We start from the raw sequence: 15,348 nt of genomic DNA, 5'->3' as shown, positions 1-15,348 counted from the left end.
CCATAAGCATCACATTTCGGTCGAAAAGGCCGAAACCATCAGGCACGAAAAACCTACCATCTACTCGGTAGCCATGCAATAGATTTTATAATACAAGGATAACTCTCTGTTTTTAAAGACGTTTTTACTAAACGCAAACCAGATGGTAGACATTTAATAAATTTAGTACTTTAATCTCAGTGACACGCGCAACGACACGCCCCCACTACTCAAGAAATGGCAGCCTGTATGAAGAAATATAAAACCGTGCAAACCCTGCTCGCCCATGCTTCTATCAACCCCAATCAGCATCATGGTTTCGTGAATACACCGGTTTACCGGGGCTCCACCGTAGCTTTTCCTACATCGGAATCGATGCGCGAGGGTCGCCAAAAATATTCGTATGGCCGGTGGAATAACCCTTCGACAGAGGCATTGACTCAGGCCCTCCAGCAGTTGGAGGGAGCGGAAGGCACGGTTCTTTGTCCTTCAGGGCTCTCGGCATGCACGACTGCCATACTGTCTGTCGTGGGAACTGGGGATCATCTGCTAGTTGCCGACAATGTGTATGCGCCGATAAGGGCTTTTTGTGAGCAGGTGGGTCAACGGCTGGGGATTGAGGTCTCGTTTTACGATCCGACAATAGGAGCCGGAATCGTTGACTTGCTCAAGCCGAACACTAAAGCGATCTATACCGAATCTCCTGGCTCCTTGACTTTGGAAATACAAGACCTCCCTGCTATAGCCAAGGTTGCACATGATCATGACATCCTAGTTATTGCAGACAACACTTGGGGCACCCCGCTTTACTTTCCTTCATTGGAACTTGGTGTTGATCTGTCCATCATGGCAGCTACGAAATATATCGTCGGTCACTCCGATGCGGTTCTTGGCACCGTATCAGCCTCCAAGCGCGCGTGGGACAGCCTCAAACGATTCCATTTCAGCATGGGCTTATTTGCGAGTCCAGATGACGTGACGCTGGCGCTCCGGGGCATGAGAACACTTGATGTGCGACTGGAGCGTCATTACAGAAACGCTACGATTGTCGCCAAGTGGTTGGAGACACGCGAGGAGGTGAAAGCGGTTTATTATCCTGCATTAGAATCTCACCCTCAGCACCAGTTATGGAAGAGGGATTTTAAAGGAGCGTCCGGTTTACTCTCCTTCGTGACCAAACCTTCAACACAAGTAGCGGCAGATGCACTTTTGGATAGCCTATCGTTGTTTTCAATTGGTTACTCTTGGGGTGGTTTTGAAAGCTTGGCGATGATTGCCGACCCCAAACCCGTCAGAAGTGCGACCTCTTGGGAAGTCGACGGGCACCTGGTGCGGCTTCATATCGGTCTTGAAGATCCATCTGATCTTATCTCCGATCTCGAAGAAGGCTTTGCGAGGTTCAATATGTTACGTAGCCAGCAGATTATCGAATACTCATGAAACTGTGTTAGGCACAGCGCATTATGGGCTGTGCCTAACGCGTGAAGGCGATCAACCCGAAGGGTTTGGCCGCCCGGCACCAACTCATGTTCTCGCTTCATAACTCGACCCGGTGTCGCGGCAGCAAAAGTCGTTTTCCAAACAGGAGTACGGTGTTCGAGGGGGGGCAGATGCAAAGTTTCCTGAAGTGGTCTGCTCATCTCTCGTTTGTCAATGAGTAACACCTGACACACTCGATCGAACCAGAGGCGCTTTCTTGTCGGTCTTACTTTACTCAATGTTTGTAAACACTTGACACTCAAACCCACTGGGCCATCACGAGGATAACCGCTGGAAGTGCTAATCCTGCCAGCATGGTCTGGCAAGCGATGATCCCAGCCATAAGGGGGGCGTCTCCCCCTAATTGCCTTGCCATGATGTAGGAGGATGAGGCTGTGGGCAGTGCCTGGAATAGAAGTGCTGCAACCGCGGCCTTTCCTTCAAGTTCGAATAGGTGGCACGCCAAAAGCGTAACCAGTGGCATGATTATAAACTTGGTCAGCGACGAGTAACCCACCGGGCGAAACCATTGTCTTATGCTTCCGAACTCAAGCGCAGCACCAACGCAGAGCAATCCGAGCGGCAGTGACGCTTGTCCCAAGGCCTTGAGCATCGGCTCAATACCGACAGGCAGTCCCCAGCCCGAGACCTGGATCAATCCGCCGGCGAAGCACGCGAGTATCAGTGGGTTCAATGCCAACTGCTTGAGGACTTTGCTAAATGGCATCCTGCCGGCTGACCCGTACTTCGCGAATACCATTACGCACAGGATGTTCACGCTGGGCACTATGGCCGCGTTCGCGACCGCTGCCAGGGCTATACCCTGCACACCGAACAGGCCCGCGGCTGCCGACACGCCTACGTAGTTATTGAAACGTATCCCACCCTGAAAAACCGAAGTGAACGCAGCATCGTCCATGGTGATCAGCGACTTCGCGCCCAACAACATTAGCGATACCACCACAGTCGAGAATACGAGCACCGAAACCATGCTTTGAAAGGGCACGCCATCAAGGTTGGCGGTCGCCAGTCCGTGAAAGAAAAGAGAAGGCAGCAACACGTAATACGCCAGGCGCTCTGCCTGTGCCCAAAAAGTATCCGTCAGAAATTGACGACGCTTGAGCCACGCGCCCAGCACGATCAGTAGTGCGATGGGCAACAAGGCAGTCAACAAGGAAAGGGTCATACGCGTGCCTTGGTTTTTTGTGCCGACGGTTCACATCCCACAATCAGTCGGCTCATCAGCGGCATGTCTACGGCAGGTCCAGTGATCATGGTGCCCTCAAGAACTCACTTGTACGAGGACCACGATAAGAGGTCGGACTCCAAAATAAAAACGTTTTAAACTTCAGCAATCAACAAGTATTACTCATGGTTTATCGTGCAAGACATGCGCTTTCACCGCGTTCGCCAGGGCTACCGCCAGTCGCCCAAGGGGACGATCTTCGCGCTCCAGCAATACCACGCGCCTGGTTTTTTGAGGCATGCCGAACGGCCCAACGGCCAGTGTTTTCAAGCTTGCGACTTGATGTCCAGAGAGTGGAATGATGGATACGCCCAGTCCGCTTGAGACCATCTGGATAATCGCATCCTGGCTATCCAGTTCCATGCTGGTCTGCACGCGCAGCCGCATAGCGCGAAGCTCTCGCTCAATCGTTCGACCTGCCCAGGCGCGAGGATCAAATCGAATGAACGGCTGGCTTTTGAGTAGAAGCTTCAAGTCCTCATGCGCATGAGACACCGGCGCGATGATCCAGAACCCTTCCTCGTAAAGTACCGTGCTTGCCAGGCCATAAGGGTGTGGCTTCACCGGCTCCGTGGTGATCGCAACGTCAAGCTCGCCCGCCTCCACGCGCGTGGCCAACTCAGCGGACATTCCCGACGCAACAGTAATGCGCAGGTGAGGATGCTCAGCACGCATTGCCGACAACGCGAGGGGCAAGGCGCTCGCCAGCGCTGTATGAATGGCACCGATTCTGAGCCTGCCGCGCAACTCAGTGTCGCCTCCAATCTCGGAGGAGATCCCGTCGTATAGGGCTAGAATTTCTCGCGCGCGCTCAACGGCAATATGGCCTGCATCCGTCAGCACCGGCAACCGTCGTGAGCGGTCAAACAGGCGTGTATTGAAATCCTCCTCCAAAGACCGAACATGAAGGCTGACAGCTGATTGGGTCAGGTGCACGGCGTCCGCTGCTCTAACAAAAGAACCGTATTGGGCAATGGCAAGCAGTGTTCGAAGCGCGCGTAATGACATAGCCATTCATCCTGCAAATTGGTGGCCGAGCTTACCAGTTGGGGCAGGCGCATGGTTTGGATGGAGCCTCGCTCCTGCCTCTCCAATGACCTGAGGCGATATGGCGCACCCGGGTAAAATTTACTTCAGTCATTAAAGCGGGCTAAATAGCCGCCCCTTCGCGGCGATTTCATCTATGGGTTCGTTGAAACGCATTTGTCCCTGGATTGCCTGTCTGGCCGTACTACTCAATCTGTTCGCCATGCCGATGAGTCGTGCGATGCAGACGCCGGACGTGCGCCTGATGCTTTGGGGTGGTTTTTGTTCGGGCGGGAACTTGAGGGCCTTGCCAGCAGACCTCGGCAAGATGATTGATGCCTTGCAGCTGCCCCAGTCGAAACCTGTCATGCAGCATGGCGACTGTTGTTGCGGCCATGCAGGATTGGCAGCGTTACCGTCCAACTACTACCGGCACTTTCTCCCGCAGTACACTTCCAACGCTGCCCTCGAAAACCCTGAATTGCCGACGCTGCATCCGCGGATCCGTTGGCCCAGCTTGAGTCCACGCGCCTCCCCCTTCGCCTGATCACAACACCGCTAACAGTGCGGTGCTGCCATCTTTAAATTCTTTAGCGACCTGCGATGGACGCTGAACGCCCTTAAAGTTTCTTGATCATCAGGAAGTGCGTGCTATGCCTGCTTCAACTACTTTGCGCCCCGCAACGCGTTTGTCTGTGCACCGTCCCCTATGGCCCCTGTTTTCAATAGGCGTGCTCACGTTGAGCCCGATGTCAGTGGCATTAGCTGAAGCCAGCAGAGTCGAAAGTTCGACCCTGACCCTGGGTGCAGTCAGCATTCAAGGTTCCGCCAGCGGACCGTTAAGCACAAGTAGCGTGCTTAGCTCAGTTGATATTCTGGGTGCTGACATCCTTGAAAAGATGCCGGTCAACTACAGTTGGGAGCTGTTCAGCCGCGCGCCTGGGGTGATGCTGACCGAGTTCAATCAAGGCACCACCTCTGGCAAAATCTCCTTTCGAGGCTTCAATGGCGAAGGGGAAGTGAACGCGGTCAAATTGCTGATCGACGGCATTCCGAGCAACAGCAATGACGGCAACATGCCGTACATGGACATGATTTTCCCCATGGAGCTGGACAGCATCGAGGTGGTGCGTGGCACCAGTGATGCGCGTTATGGACTGAATAACATTGCTGGCAACGTCAATATGCTGACCCGCACGGGTGGCGACTACAACAAGGCGCGGCTGCGTTATGGCAGCTTCAATACTCAGGAAGCCCAAATCGCCAAGGGCTTTGAGAGCAGCAACTGGACTCAGAATTACTTCTTCGCCTATCAAAAATCCGATGGCTACCGGGATCATGCCGAGGCAGACAAGTTCTCAATGTCAGGCAAATGGTTCTATATGCCGGACGACGGCAGCTACCGCATCGGATTGGTCACTCGTCATTACGAAACCGAGGCTCAGGAGCCAGGTTATCTGGCTGAGGATGATGCCCGACATCATCCGGAAATGACTAACAGCTTCAACTCAACCGACAAGGGCACCCGGCGCATGAACCAGGTCAGTCTGCATTTCGATACAGACCTGGCTGACACCCTTGCCTGGTCAGCGAAGAGCTACGTCAACACCTTCGATGACAGGCGCTGGACACAATACTGGAGTTCGAGCTCGCAGCAGGAGCGTGACAACTACGAAACGCAATATGGGGCGCTCACCTCTCTGACTTGGCGCCCGGAAGTCAGTTGGCTTTACGATTTCGCCCTGGAAGGTGGTACAGACATACAACAGCAGCAAAACAAAAGTGAGCGCTATCGCACCAAAGACCGTGCGCGTCTGGCGACTACGCGCGACCAGCAGTTCGACTTCGATACCTATGGCGCTTATGTCCAGGCCGAGATCAAACCGCTTGAATCTCTGAAGATCATACCGGCCTATCGGGTCGACAAGATCCAAGGCGATTTCACCAATGAGATGACCGGCATGGACTACGACATCAACGACTACGGGTTGATCAAACAGCCGAAAATCAACGTCGTGTATTCGCCGTGGGATGTGGCCAGCTTCTACGCGAATTGGGGACGTACCTTTCAAGTGGGCACCGGGGCTGCGGCTTATAAGATTCCGCCCAGGGATACCGACCTAGCACCGTCGATCAACGAAGGCTGGGAAACCGGAATCAAGTTCACGCCGGCTGACTGGGTGGACGGGCGTGTTGCCTATTGGCAGCAAGAGGCTTCAGGTGAAGTCAGTCGCCGGCTGAACGACCCGAGTGGTGAGTCAGACAACGTTGGTGAAACTCGGCGGTGGGGTTATGACTTGCAGATGAACCTGCACCCAAACGATCGCACCGAAATATGGATGGCGTACTCCTGGCAGTATTCGAAAATCCTCCAGCCGAGCGCCACTCTGCCTAACAGCGAAGGTCAGGAAATCGACCATATCCCGCATCACCTATACAACGTGGGCATCAGCTATGACGCGACACCTGCATTACAGCTGACTGCCTGGATGAACGGTCAGACTAACTACTACCTTGAACGGGAAAACACGAAGGGAACTTATGGCGGCTACGTGCTGATGAACCTTGGCGCAACCTACAAGGTAACGCGGTCAGTGAGCGTCGATCTGCAACTGAAGAACCTCACAAACCGATATTACGAATACGTCTGGTACGACCCGGACGGTGCTCAGGCATCCCTCCACTCGCCAGGTGATGGTCGCGCGTTTTATACCGGAGTGACCGTAGATTTCTAGGGGCGATAATGACTGAAGCTTTTCGGTTCCAGTCATTAGCTAGACAGTTCGGCAGTGTGCTCACTGTTGCTCGTCTTTCGGACCGGGCTCATTTCACGACAAAACATTCGCCTGTACTCAGAAGGCGAGGTGCCGAGCTGAACGCCGAATTGTTGCCTCAAGGATAAGGTGGTGCCAAAACCTGCTCAACCGCTTCAACAACTACAACGTCGAGGATGGCCGCTACGAGCAGCGCACCCGCTGGATACGCTCGATCACGGACTACCAGCTGGACGACAATACCCAGTTGCGCAATACCTTCTACCACTACGATGGCCAGCGCGATTACCGCAACCTTGAGGTCTACCGCTACAACAGCGACAACAGCGCCATCGCCCGCTCCGGCGGTTACCGCCAGCGGCACGACCAGGAGGTCAACGGTGACCGCATCGAGCTGACTCACCAGGCTCAACTGTTCGGCCTGGCCAGCGATTGGGCGCTGGGCGTGGATTACAACACCAACCAGCAAACCAATTACCCGTTGTCCAAAGGCGCCTTCGACACCATCGATCCAGATGGCTTCGAGCCGGGCCACTTCCTGGACATTCCGGGGATGGATGCACCGCGCACTAAAGATCGCAGCACGTGGACCGATACCTCGTCGGCGTTCGTCGAGAACCGCACGCGCCTGACCGAGCAACTGGCGCTGATCACTGCGCTGCGCTATGACCATATCGACTTCGAGATCGTCGATCATGCGGCGCAGGCCAGGCTCGACAAGCGTTGGGATGCAATCACGGGACGCCTGGGCCTGGTGTACGACCTGACGTCGAATGTCAGCCTTTATACCCAATACGGTACCTCGGCCGAGCCGCCGGGAGGGACGCTTACCAGCGCCTCCATTGCCCAGGTGAGCGACTTCGACTTGAGCACTGGTCGCCAATTCGAGGTGGGCAGCAAGTTCGATTTTCTTGACGGTCGCGGCTCGGCCACCGCCGCGGCCTACCGCATCGTGCGCAAGAACATCTCCGTCCCCTCCTCGACGGTGCCCAACACCACCGAACAAGCGGGTCAACAAACCTCCACCGGCATAGAGCTGGCCGCTTCATTCAAGATCACGCCCAAGCTATTGGCGGCCGGTAACTTCAGTTGGGTAAGGGCTGAGTACGACGAGTTCAATGAAACCATCGCCGGTGTTGTGTTCTCGCGCAAAGGCAAGAATCCGGTGAACATTCCCGACCGCGTAGCCAATCTCTGGCTGACTTATGACGTGGCTCCTGACTGGCAACTTGGGGTCGACGTGCGCTACGTATCGTCGGTCTACGCCAATACCGCCAATACGACGTGGGGGCCTTCGTACACCGTCTATTGTTTGTCCATGACCTGGACAAACACGTGCAGCTCAGCGCGCGTCTACGTAACCTGACCGACGAGGTCTACGCCCGTTTCATCCACCAGAGCAACACCCAATATTACCTGGGGGAGCCGCGCAGCCTGGAGGTCGCTATGCAGTGGAATTATTGACGAGCAAAGTGCCATAGCGCTGCAGCGCTATGGTCGAACATGACGCAATTAGCTGGCCGTTCTACACGCGAACGGCCCGCTAGCAGCGCTTACATGTCACCCGCCATATTTATACGGGACTACTTTGTGGAATCAATTAGTCTTCCGACCAGCCATCACAACCGATAGCCCCGTTCTTTTTCATGACGGTTCAGAACTTTGAGATTCATCGGCACACGCTTGAAGTCGCAGGCGATATTGTCCGGGACTCTCCCCAGTCCATTTCTTAAACGCACGATGAAAGGCACTGGGTTCCTGGAAGCCTAGTTGAAAAGCTTTTGAAAAGGCCGCACGTTTCAACGGTGAAGCGTTGCACCAGCTTCAGAAGCACGAGATACCGCTGGTGGGCCTCGATCCCGCGATGACGTTGGTGTATCGCCAGGAGTATGCGAAGACGCTTGGCAGTCACAAGGTTCCTACCGTACTACTGCCGCAGGAGTGGCTCGCCAATATGCTTCCACAGTCGCAGATTGTGAAAGATGCCGATCCCTATCATTTCCTTCCCCACTGCACTGAAAAGACAAATGAGCCAAACAGCATCGTCCTTTGGCAACAAGTCTATGAGCGCATGGGACTGAAAATGAGCGTTCAAGCCAGCGGGTGCTGCGGCATGTCCGGCACCTATGGGCATGAGACGAAGAACACCAGAACTTCTGTAGTGATCTACAAACAATCCTGGGCGCCGCTTGTGAAAAGATTTAATGCTTCTGGCCGGTTAGTGGCCGACGGATATTCTTGCCGAAGCCAGGTGAAACGACAGGATGGAGTAACCGTCTCACATCCGCTGCAGGCGCTGCTCGCTGTCGTCAGGAATCTTGCTGCCTGAGCCACGAGGCATGATTAAACTTTTACCTGGGAATGGGTAAATGACTCGGCCGTGTGCTCATTGCCGCCCGCCTTCGGGCCTGGCTTCATTTCACGGAAAAACATTCGCCGATACTCAGAGGGTGAAGTGCCAAGGTGAACGCCGAACTGTTGTCTCAACGACAAAGGCGTTCCGAAACCCGCCTCACCGGCGACACACTCGATAGGTAAGTCGGTCGTTTCGAGCAGCTGTTGTGCTCTGGCGACTCGCTCAGCATTCAACCATTTTGAGACGGTGCTGCCGGTCGCCTCCCTAAATCGCCTGGTAAAAGTGCGCCGACTCATTTTCGCCATGTCCGCCAGCAAATCGAGCGACAGATCACTCGCAAGGTTCATTCGGGCCCACGCCAGTACATTAGACAAATGAGTCTCGCTAGACAGCTGCGGCACAGGATGCTCTACGTACTGAGCCTGGCCTCCCTGCCTGTGCGGCGGCGTCACCAGCATCTTCGCAGTGCGATTGGCAACATCAGCACCGAGTCGCTGACGTATTAGATGCAGACAACAATCAATTGCTGCCACAGTTCCCGCAGAGGTGATGATGTTGCCATCACTGACATACAGCACTTCAGGCCTGAAACGAACTTCTGGGAACCGTCGCCCAAACTCGTCTCTGACTGCCCAGTGAGTGGTTGCTTCTTTGCCATCAAGAAGTCCTGCATCGCCGAGCACGAATGCTCCCAGACATAGCCCGACGATGAGCTTGTCTTGGGCATTTGCACGCTGTAAGGCTTGCACAAGCTGCGCAGACGCTGCGACAGAATGATCGCCCCACGCCGGAATGACAATTACGTCGGATGTCTCCATCAGTTCCAGGCCATGATCGACCGCTAAGCCTATGCCTTGGTCGCTTATCACCATTCCCGGCGTCTCTGCACAGTAACTGACCTCGTAATGAGGTTCACCGGGTGCGGATTGAGCTGTTCCTAGCACCATTCCAGGCACGGAAAGATGAAACAGGCTGACACCGTCAAAAGCCAGAACAGCAACGCGTGTGGATTGCATCAGTCAGCCTCATATTCGAGAACAGCGCAGGTATCGTGGCCCAATTATATCGGAATCTGTCATTCAGGCCACTGTTGAGTCCCAGAGCATTGGGCAACAATAGAGTCACTGATGCAATAACAGGATTAACGAGATGAACTTTAAAACACTTCCAATCGCCCTTAGCCTTGCCTGCACTGCCGCGGCCTCACCCGCATTTGCGAGCTCCGACACTCCCAATTCCCCGGACGCGGCCCATAAAGTCGACTTGCAGCAAGTTCGTAACGCAACGGTAAAAATCTCCTACGGTGGCACAACCTTTCTGATCGACCCGATGCTGTCCCAAAAGGGAACCTACCCAGGATTTGAAAATACCTACCGTAGTAACCTGCGCAACCCACTTGTCGATCTGACCGAGTCGCCAGAAAAAGTAATCTCTGGTGTTGACGCCGTCATCGTCACTCATACGCATCTCGACCACTGGGATGATGCCGCACAAAAAGCGCTGCCGAAAGACATCCCGCTGTTCACGCAGCATGAGGACGATGCGAAGCTGATTCGCTCGCAAGGGTTCAAGAACGTACGCGTTCTGACAGACGAAGCGGAATTCGGCGGCGTCAAAATCACCAAAGCAGGTGGTCAGCACGGCACCGACGAAATGTATGCCGCTCCCCCACTCGCCAAACTTCTAGGCGAGGCCATGGGCGTTGTGTTTGAAGCGCCAGGCTACAAAACTCTCTACCTAGCCGGCGACACTATCTGGCGTAAAGAGGTAGACCAAACTATTGAGAAATATCACCCTGAAGTCATCGTACTCAACGCCGGGAAAGCGAAGGTAAACGGGTTCGAGGGCGCGATCATCATGGGTGAAGAGGATGTTCTGCGCGCTTCACAGGCCGCAAAAAACGCCAAAATTGTTGCCGTGCACATGGACGCAGTCAACCACATGTCGCTGACCCGCAAGGAATTGCGCACTTACGTCAAAGAGCACGGTATCGAGAGTCGCGTAGAGATACCCGAAGATGGCGCATCACTGGAGTTCTGACTTAAATTTTTTGAGGTTGGAAATGCAGGTGTTCTATCTGTCGACTTCAACCTTCAAGCCGCATGCTTAGCTCGGATAATTCGACCGGAGATCGTTCATGAAACGTGGCCTTGTAGTAGTTGACCTGCAAAATGAATACCTGCCCACAGGCAAATTGCCGTTAGACGGCATCGTAGCTGCTGTAGCGAATGCTGTCCGAGTGATCAGCCACTCGCGCGATATAGGAGCTCCGGTTTTTCACATACGGCATGAGTCCAACGATGAACGCGCTCCAATCTTCGTCAAAGGCTCGAACGGTGCGCAAACCCAGCCTGCTGTTGCACCTCTGGGTAATGAGCCTGTGATTGTAAAAGCACACATCAACGCCTTCCGGGAAACGGATCTTAAGCAGCAGTTGGAAGCAGCGGACATCGAGGAACTCGTGGTAATCGGTGCAATGAGTCACATGTGCATCGATGCCGTAGTGCGCGCGGCGGCAGACATGGGCTACCCCGTTACGGTGCTGCATGACGCCTGCGCCACCCTGGATCTCACATTTGGTGGTGTTAACGTTCCTGCTGCTCACGCACACGCCACGATGATGGCAGCGTTCGAGTTCGGTTACGCCACCGTCAAGTCGGTGGAAGATTACCTCTCGGCCTGACCGCGTGACGACAAAACTTGCCGGGGCCCATTGGGCCCTGGCTTTCATCGTAAACGCATAAATAAGCTGATGGCGGGGGCAACCCTCCACGTTTCCATGGCCTCGGGATCGGTCAGGCTGACCTCTCGGAACTCTCCGTTCGCGCGTTAGCCGTCTATACCTATTTCTTTGAGCAACCCTTGCTTGCAGCTCAATAACTCCTCAACGTAAACACTGCGATTCCTTTCGAAACGCAATGTGGGGATGGGCATTGATATTGCGAAACGGCCTAACACGGTATCTAGCGCGACTGCTGTAGTGGTGATGCCCTCAATGAGTTCGCCGTGATCGCTTGAAAGCCCTGTTTTCCGAATATCGGCCAGCTGATTGAAAAGACTCTGGAATTCCGACGTGTTTCCCTGGGTAGCGCTTTCAGCTGCAAACAACTCTTTCACATCCTCATCTTGGTCTAAAGCGAGAAGAGCCCGTCCAGCAGACGTTCCATAGAGTGGCGTATCCAGTTGGCCAAGGCGTGGCATCACCTGCAACTCACGATCAGCAACTACACGATCCTCAACGATCAGTTGGATTCCGGCAGGTCTAGAAAAGACAACCGTCTCTTGAACCCTCTCGCTCAGCTTATGCAGCCAAGGGCGGACGACGGTCATACGGTCGACATGGGCGTTCGCGACGAGCCTCAACAAACCCGCGCCAAGGCTGATTCCGCCAGCGCCTTCAGTACGAATCATTCCCTGCTCTTCGAGCGCTCCTACGATGCGTTGCACCGTTGAGCGAGGCAAATCTACAGCTTGGGCTATTTCGCCCAAACTCATCCCGCCAGCGCTTCTTCCCAATACATTCAGAATTTTTGCCGCGCGTGCAATGACCTGAATACCCCCACTACGCTCATCGCTGACGCCTGCTTGAACCCGCTCGTCCATGGACACCTCCACTTTTTCGGTCACTGTATCATATTGCGATACAATATTATTTTGCGGTACAGTTACCGCATTGCGATACATCACAAGTGCGAGGCTGACGATGTTGCGTGAATTTTCAGTCGCAGGCCTGCTGATTACCCCAATGGTGATCTGCGTTGGCGCTGCGGCATCCCTGACCTGGATTACGTATGTGCTCATTCCGCAATGGGCAATACAGCAATGGATTTGGAAGCGCTCATGGCTGGGGCTTTCCCTATTCGTCTTCTACATCGCCAGCGCCCTCGCCTTTCTCGATGGTGGATGGAAATGAATTCGGCAATTCGGGTCTGCGTGACGTTACTGATCTCATGTTGCGCGGTGCTGGCGGGGTCGTGGACATGGAAGCACTACCAACTCTCACCCTGGACGCGAGATGGGCGAGTTCGGGCCGATGTAGTGGTCGTAGCACCCGATGTAGCGGGCTGGGTGACCAGGCTCGAAGTGCGAGACAACCAGGTGGTAAATAAAGGCGATCTGCTTTTTGAAATTGATCCCGTCCGTTATCGCTCCCTCGTGAACGAGTCGAAAGCCCGAATGGAACACTCAAAGCACGCTTGGGAGCTTGCAGCACTTCTGGAGAGCCGCCGTGTTCCATTGGCCAGGATCAACGCCATAAGCGCTGAGGATTTGGATAACGCCCACTCCCAAGTCTTGCTGGCCAAATCCCAATATGAGGTCAACAAGGCGCAGTGGGAAACCGCGAGGATCAACCTCGCCCGCACATCCGTGGTTGCGCCAGCTGACGGTACGATCACCAACGTCAGATTGCAGGAAGGCAACTACGTAGCCCAGGGGGCTCCCGCCTTCTCACTCATCAAAAACGATTCGTTTTACGTGACTGCCTACTTCGAGGAAACGAAGCTTCTCGATATACGTGAGGGGGATATGGCCGAGGTGTCGTTCATGTTCGGAGGGCCTTCGATTAGTGGCCGCGTCCAAAGCATCGCCAGAGGCGTCGCCAATACCAACACACAAGCAGATCCAATGTTGCTGCCTCAAGTACAGCAGGCATTCAACTGGGTGCGACTGGCGCAACGCATACCGGTCGACATAAAGCTGGAGGCGAACGCTGCGAGCACGCGCTTGATCGCTGGCATGAGCGCATCGGTGAGGATTCATCAGCGCCCCACTGAGAGGGGCAGACCATGAGAGACGCACTGAAGCACTACTTGGCGCCTGACTTGCGCAGCTTGGTATTCGCTTGCAAGGGGCTGTGTGCCGTTACGCTCGCTCTAGCGATTTCGATGAGCCTGGATCTGGACAAGCCATTCTGGGCGATGGTGGCGTCAATGATGCTCCAGGCTCGCCCCGAGGCCGGATTGGTCATCGAAAAAGCGGCATGCCTTGCTCTGGGATCAACGGTTGGCGCCGTGATAGCGGTACTGATCTTGGACAATTTGACGCCATATCCTGTGTTAGCTATTGGAGCACTCGCGCTGTGCGTTGCCGTCACTTCTACAATCGCCTCGACCATGCGGCATGTCAATTTTGTATTCGCAACGTCATTAGTGAGTGTTACAGCGATTCTGATTGTACTTTTCGCCTTGGCCGATCCTGCAAATACCAGCAGCGGATCGATCTTTATGGTGATTCGGGCTCGGTTGAGCGAAGTTCTGGTCGGAGCCAGCAGTTCCATCCTGACCAGCGTCCTGCTTTATCCCTTCAAGGTGCAGAAGGTGCTGGAGACGGGTATGAATCGCCTACGGGATTTGAGCCTCACCCACGTCTCGGCGATTCTTCACGCTCAATCAAATCCAGCAGCTGTCCATCAGCAGCGCATAGGCATCATCGCCTTGTCCACTTCCATAAACGATGACGCCAATGCAGGACGCTATGAACTGGCAAGCAATATCGATGCAGCCCTACTCGCCGCCAGCAACGCCTTGACCATCGTTGCATGGGGACAAACCATCGAGCGCATATTGAGTGATAACCCAAAGCGTTTATCGGAGATGCTGGCCCGTTTCGTCGATCACCACGCTCATGGCTGCAGCTCGCTCGAGGCAGAGAGCCTGAAGAAAGTATCCGAGGCACTTTCAGCGATGCATGGGGCCTGCGATTCAATCGCTGAAAGATCGCACGGGACGCAGCGCTTTCCACGGTTCAATCGACATCGTGACTGGCTCGTCGGACTGAGAGCGGCGCTGCGAAGCTCACTTGTTTTCCTGAGCGCTATCGCCATATGGATTCTGTCAGGCGAACAAGCCGCACTCATCATGATGATCGTGCTACCTGCCTTGCTCTCCCAGGCATTCTCCTCACACCCAGTGCCGCGCGTGGCAACCGCCAAGTTACTGGGGGGAGCCTTGATTGCCATCCCTATTGCCATCCTGTTTGTACTCAGTTCGCTTGCGCAGGGTTCGGGCGATTTCGAGATGTTGATACTGGTGCTTTCTGCACCTCTTTTTCTGGGGCTGATGAGCATGACTTCACCGTCACTCGCACCTTACGGTCTCGGTTTTTGCCTCACCCTGGCGGTGCTTGTTCAGCCAAGCAACTACATGACATTCGCAATTGATCAGTGCCTGTCCACTGGATTGGGAATCGCAGCAGGCCTCGGCTTGTTATACGCAGGATTTGATCTTATAGGGCCGCCCAAACATACATGGCTTCAGCGACGAGTTATCAGAGCACTCTACTTAGACCTGAAAGAGATGGGTAAGAAGGGGCGATCAGCCGATTGGCTCAACCAACGTGCAGCCGAGCGTCTTTCCTGTCTCGCTGCATACGAGCCGCAAACGCCGACCGGCAGGGCATTGACGCTGCGCGGGCTCAACTTACTCGAGTCTGGCCACCGCATGAAGCTCGCATCAGATGAACAATGAAAGCTTCGAATTTACCTCCAC

The 15,348-nt window shown here is 54.5% G+C and carries 12 protein-coding genes and 4 pseudogenes; 10 read left to right on the top strand and 6 right to left on the bottom strand.

Annotated features, from left to right (window positions below; translation table 11 throughout):
- Nucleotides 1-228: 228 nt before the first annotated feature.
- The gene (gene metC, locus AD662_RS11200) at nucleotides 229-1,419 is read left to right on the top strand and encodes a cystathionine beta-lyase (protein WP_025214440.1); all 1,191 of its coding nucleotides are present in this window, start codon (nucleotides 229-231) and stop codon (nucleotides 1,417-1,419) included.
- Nucleotides 1,420-1,717: 298 nt separating this feature from the next.
- Here the strand turns inward: metC and AD662_RS11195 are convergent, their stop codons facing one another.
- Both AD662_RS11195 and AD662_RS11190 read right to left on the bottom strand, forming a co-directional pair.
- Nucleotides 1,718-2,644, bottom strand: a complete 927-nt coding sequence (locus AD662_RS11195; RefSeq protein ID WP_025214441.1) for an AEC family transporter — start codon at nucleotides 2,642-2,644, stop codon at nucleotides 1,718-1,720.
- Nucleotides 2,645-2,827: 183 nt separating this feature from the next.
- Entirely contained in the window at nucleotides 2,828-3,712 is an 885-nt protein-coding gene (locus AD662_RS11190; protein WP_025214442.1) for a LysR family transcriptional regulator, read from the bottom strand.
- 175 nt (nucleotides 3,713-3,887) lie between these two features.
- Here AD662_RS11190 and AD662_RS11185 point away from each other — a divergent pair, with 175 nt between their 5' ends.
- Nucleotides 3,888-4,277 carry a DUF2946 domain-containing protein gene (locus tag AD662_RS11185; protein WP_025214443.1) on the top strand — a complete coding sequence of 130 codons (390 nt, stop codon included), beginning with the start codon at nucleotides 3,888-3,890 and terminating at the stop codon, nucleotides 4,275-4,277.
- Between the two features lie 202 nt (nucleotides 4,278-4,479).
- Nucleotides 4,480-6,465 (top strand): TonB-dependent receptor, encoded by a 1,986-nt coding sequence (locus AD662_RS11180; protein ID WP_038436690.1) that lies wholly within the window; start codon nucleotides 4,480-4,482, stop codon nucleotides 6,463-6,465.
- A gap of 35 nt (nucleotides 6,466-6,500) precedes the next feature.
- Here AD662_RS11180 and AD662_RS29765 read toward each other — a convergent pair.
- Nucleotides 6,501-6,650: pseudogene (locus tag AD662_RS29765) on the bottom strand (GlxA family transcriptional regulator); the annotation flags it as partial.
- 2 nt (nucleotides 6,651-6,652) lie between these two features.
- Here AD662_RS29765 and AD662_RS11175 point away from each other — a divergent pair.
- A pseudogene (locus AD662_RS11175) lies at nucleotides 6,653-7,968 on the top strand (TonB-dependent receptor); the annotation flags it as partial.
- Between the two features lie 180 nt (nucleotides 7,969-8,148).
- On the opposite strand, the pseudogene AD662_RS28455 reads toward AD662_RS11175, so the two are convergent.
- Nucleotides 8,149-8,283, bottom strand: a pseudogene (locus tag AD662_RS28455) (helix-turn-helix domain-containing protein); the annotation flags it as partial.
- Here AD662_RS28455 and AD662_RS11170 point away from each other — a divergent pair.
- Nucleotides 8,282-8,833 (top strand): annotated as a pseudogene (locus AD662_RS11170) ((Fe-S)-binding protein); the annotation flags it as partial. The pseudogenes AD662_RS28455 and AD662_RS11170 overlap by 2 nt on opposite strands.
- Before the next feature lie 14 nt (nucleotides 8,834-8,847).
- Here AD662_RS11170 and AD662_RS11165 read toward each other — a convergent pair.
- Nucleotides 8,848-9,876 (bottom strand): GlxA family transcriptional regulator, encoded by a 1,029-nt coding sequence (locus AD662_RS11165; protein WP_025214446.1) that lies wholly within the window; start codon nucleotides 9,874-9,876, stop codon nucleotides 8,848-8,850.
- 133 nt (nucleotides 9,877-10,009) lie between these two features.
- Between AD662_RS11165 and AD662_RS11160 the strand changes: the two genes are divergently transcribed.
- Nucleotides 10,010-10,900: an MBL fold metallo-hydrolase gene (locus AD662_RS11160; RefSeq protein WP_025214447.1), complete on the top strand. Its 891-nt coding sequence runs from the start codon at nucleotides 10,010-10,012 to the stop codon at nucleotides 10,898-10,900.
- Between the two features lie 97 nt (nucleotides 10,901-10,997).
- Nucleotides 10,998-11,543: a cysteine hydrolase family protein gene (locus tag AD662_RS11155; protein ID WP_025214448.1), complete on the top strand. Its 546-nt coding sequence runs from the start codon at nucleotides 10,998-11,000 to the stop codon at nucleotides 11,541-11,543.
- Between the two features lie 146 nt (nucleotides 11,544-11,689).
- On the opposite strand, the gene AD662_RS11150 is transcribed toward AD662_RS11155, so the two are convergent.
- Nucleotides 11,690-12,661 carry an IclR family transcriptional regulator gene (locus tag AD662_RS11150; protein ID WP_223528804.1) on the bottom strand — a complete coding sequence of 324 codons (972 nt, stop codon included), beginning with the start codon at nucleotides 12,659-12,661 and terminating at the stop codon, nucleotides 11,690-11,692.
- Here AD662_RS11150 and AD662_RS30090 point away from each other — a divergent pair.
- From AD662_RS30090 to AD662_RS11135, 3 genes are read left to right on the top strand one after another with little or no spacing between them, the layout of a single operon-like run.
- Nucleotides 12,564-12,773 (top strand): DUF1656 domain-containing protein, encoded by a 210-nt coding sequence (locus AD662_RS30090; protein WP_053187179.1) that lies wholly within the window; start codon nucleotides 12,564-12,566, stop codon nucleotides 12,771-12,773. The genes AD662_RS11150 and AD662_RS30090 overlap by 98 nt on opposite strands.
- Nucleotides 12,770-13,651, top strand: a complete 882-nt coding sequence (locus AD662_RS11140; protein ID WP_025214451.1) for an efflux RND transporter periplasmic adaptor subunit — start codon at nucleotides 12,770-12,772, stop codon at nucleotides 13,649-13,651. The genes AD662_RS30090 and AD662_RS11140 overlap by 4 nt, the downstream gene beginning before the upstream one ends.
- On the top strand, nucleotides 13,648-15,327 hold the full coding sequence (locus AD662_RS11135) for an FUSC family protein (RefSeq protein WP_025214452.1): 1,680 nt from the start codon (nucleotides 13,648-13,650) through the stop codon (nucleotides 15,325-15,327). Before AD662_RS11140 ends, AD662_RS11135 begins: the two co-directional genes overlap by 4 nt.
- Nucleotides 15,328-15,348: the final 21 nt, after the last annotated feature.

Origin of the sequence: Pseudomonas kilonensis (assembly GCF_001269885.1) — a bacterium.
GTDB classification, from domain to species: Bacteria; Pseudomonadota; Gammaproteobacteria; order Pseudomonadales; family Pseudomonadaceae; genus Aquipseudomonas; species Aquipseudomonas kilonensis.
The sequence above is the reverse complement of the archived record's forward strand: the minus strand, read 5'-3'. Positions and strand labels throughout refer to the sequence as shown.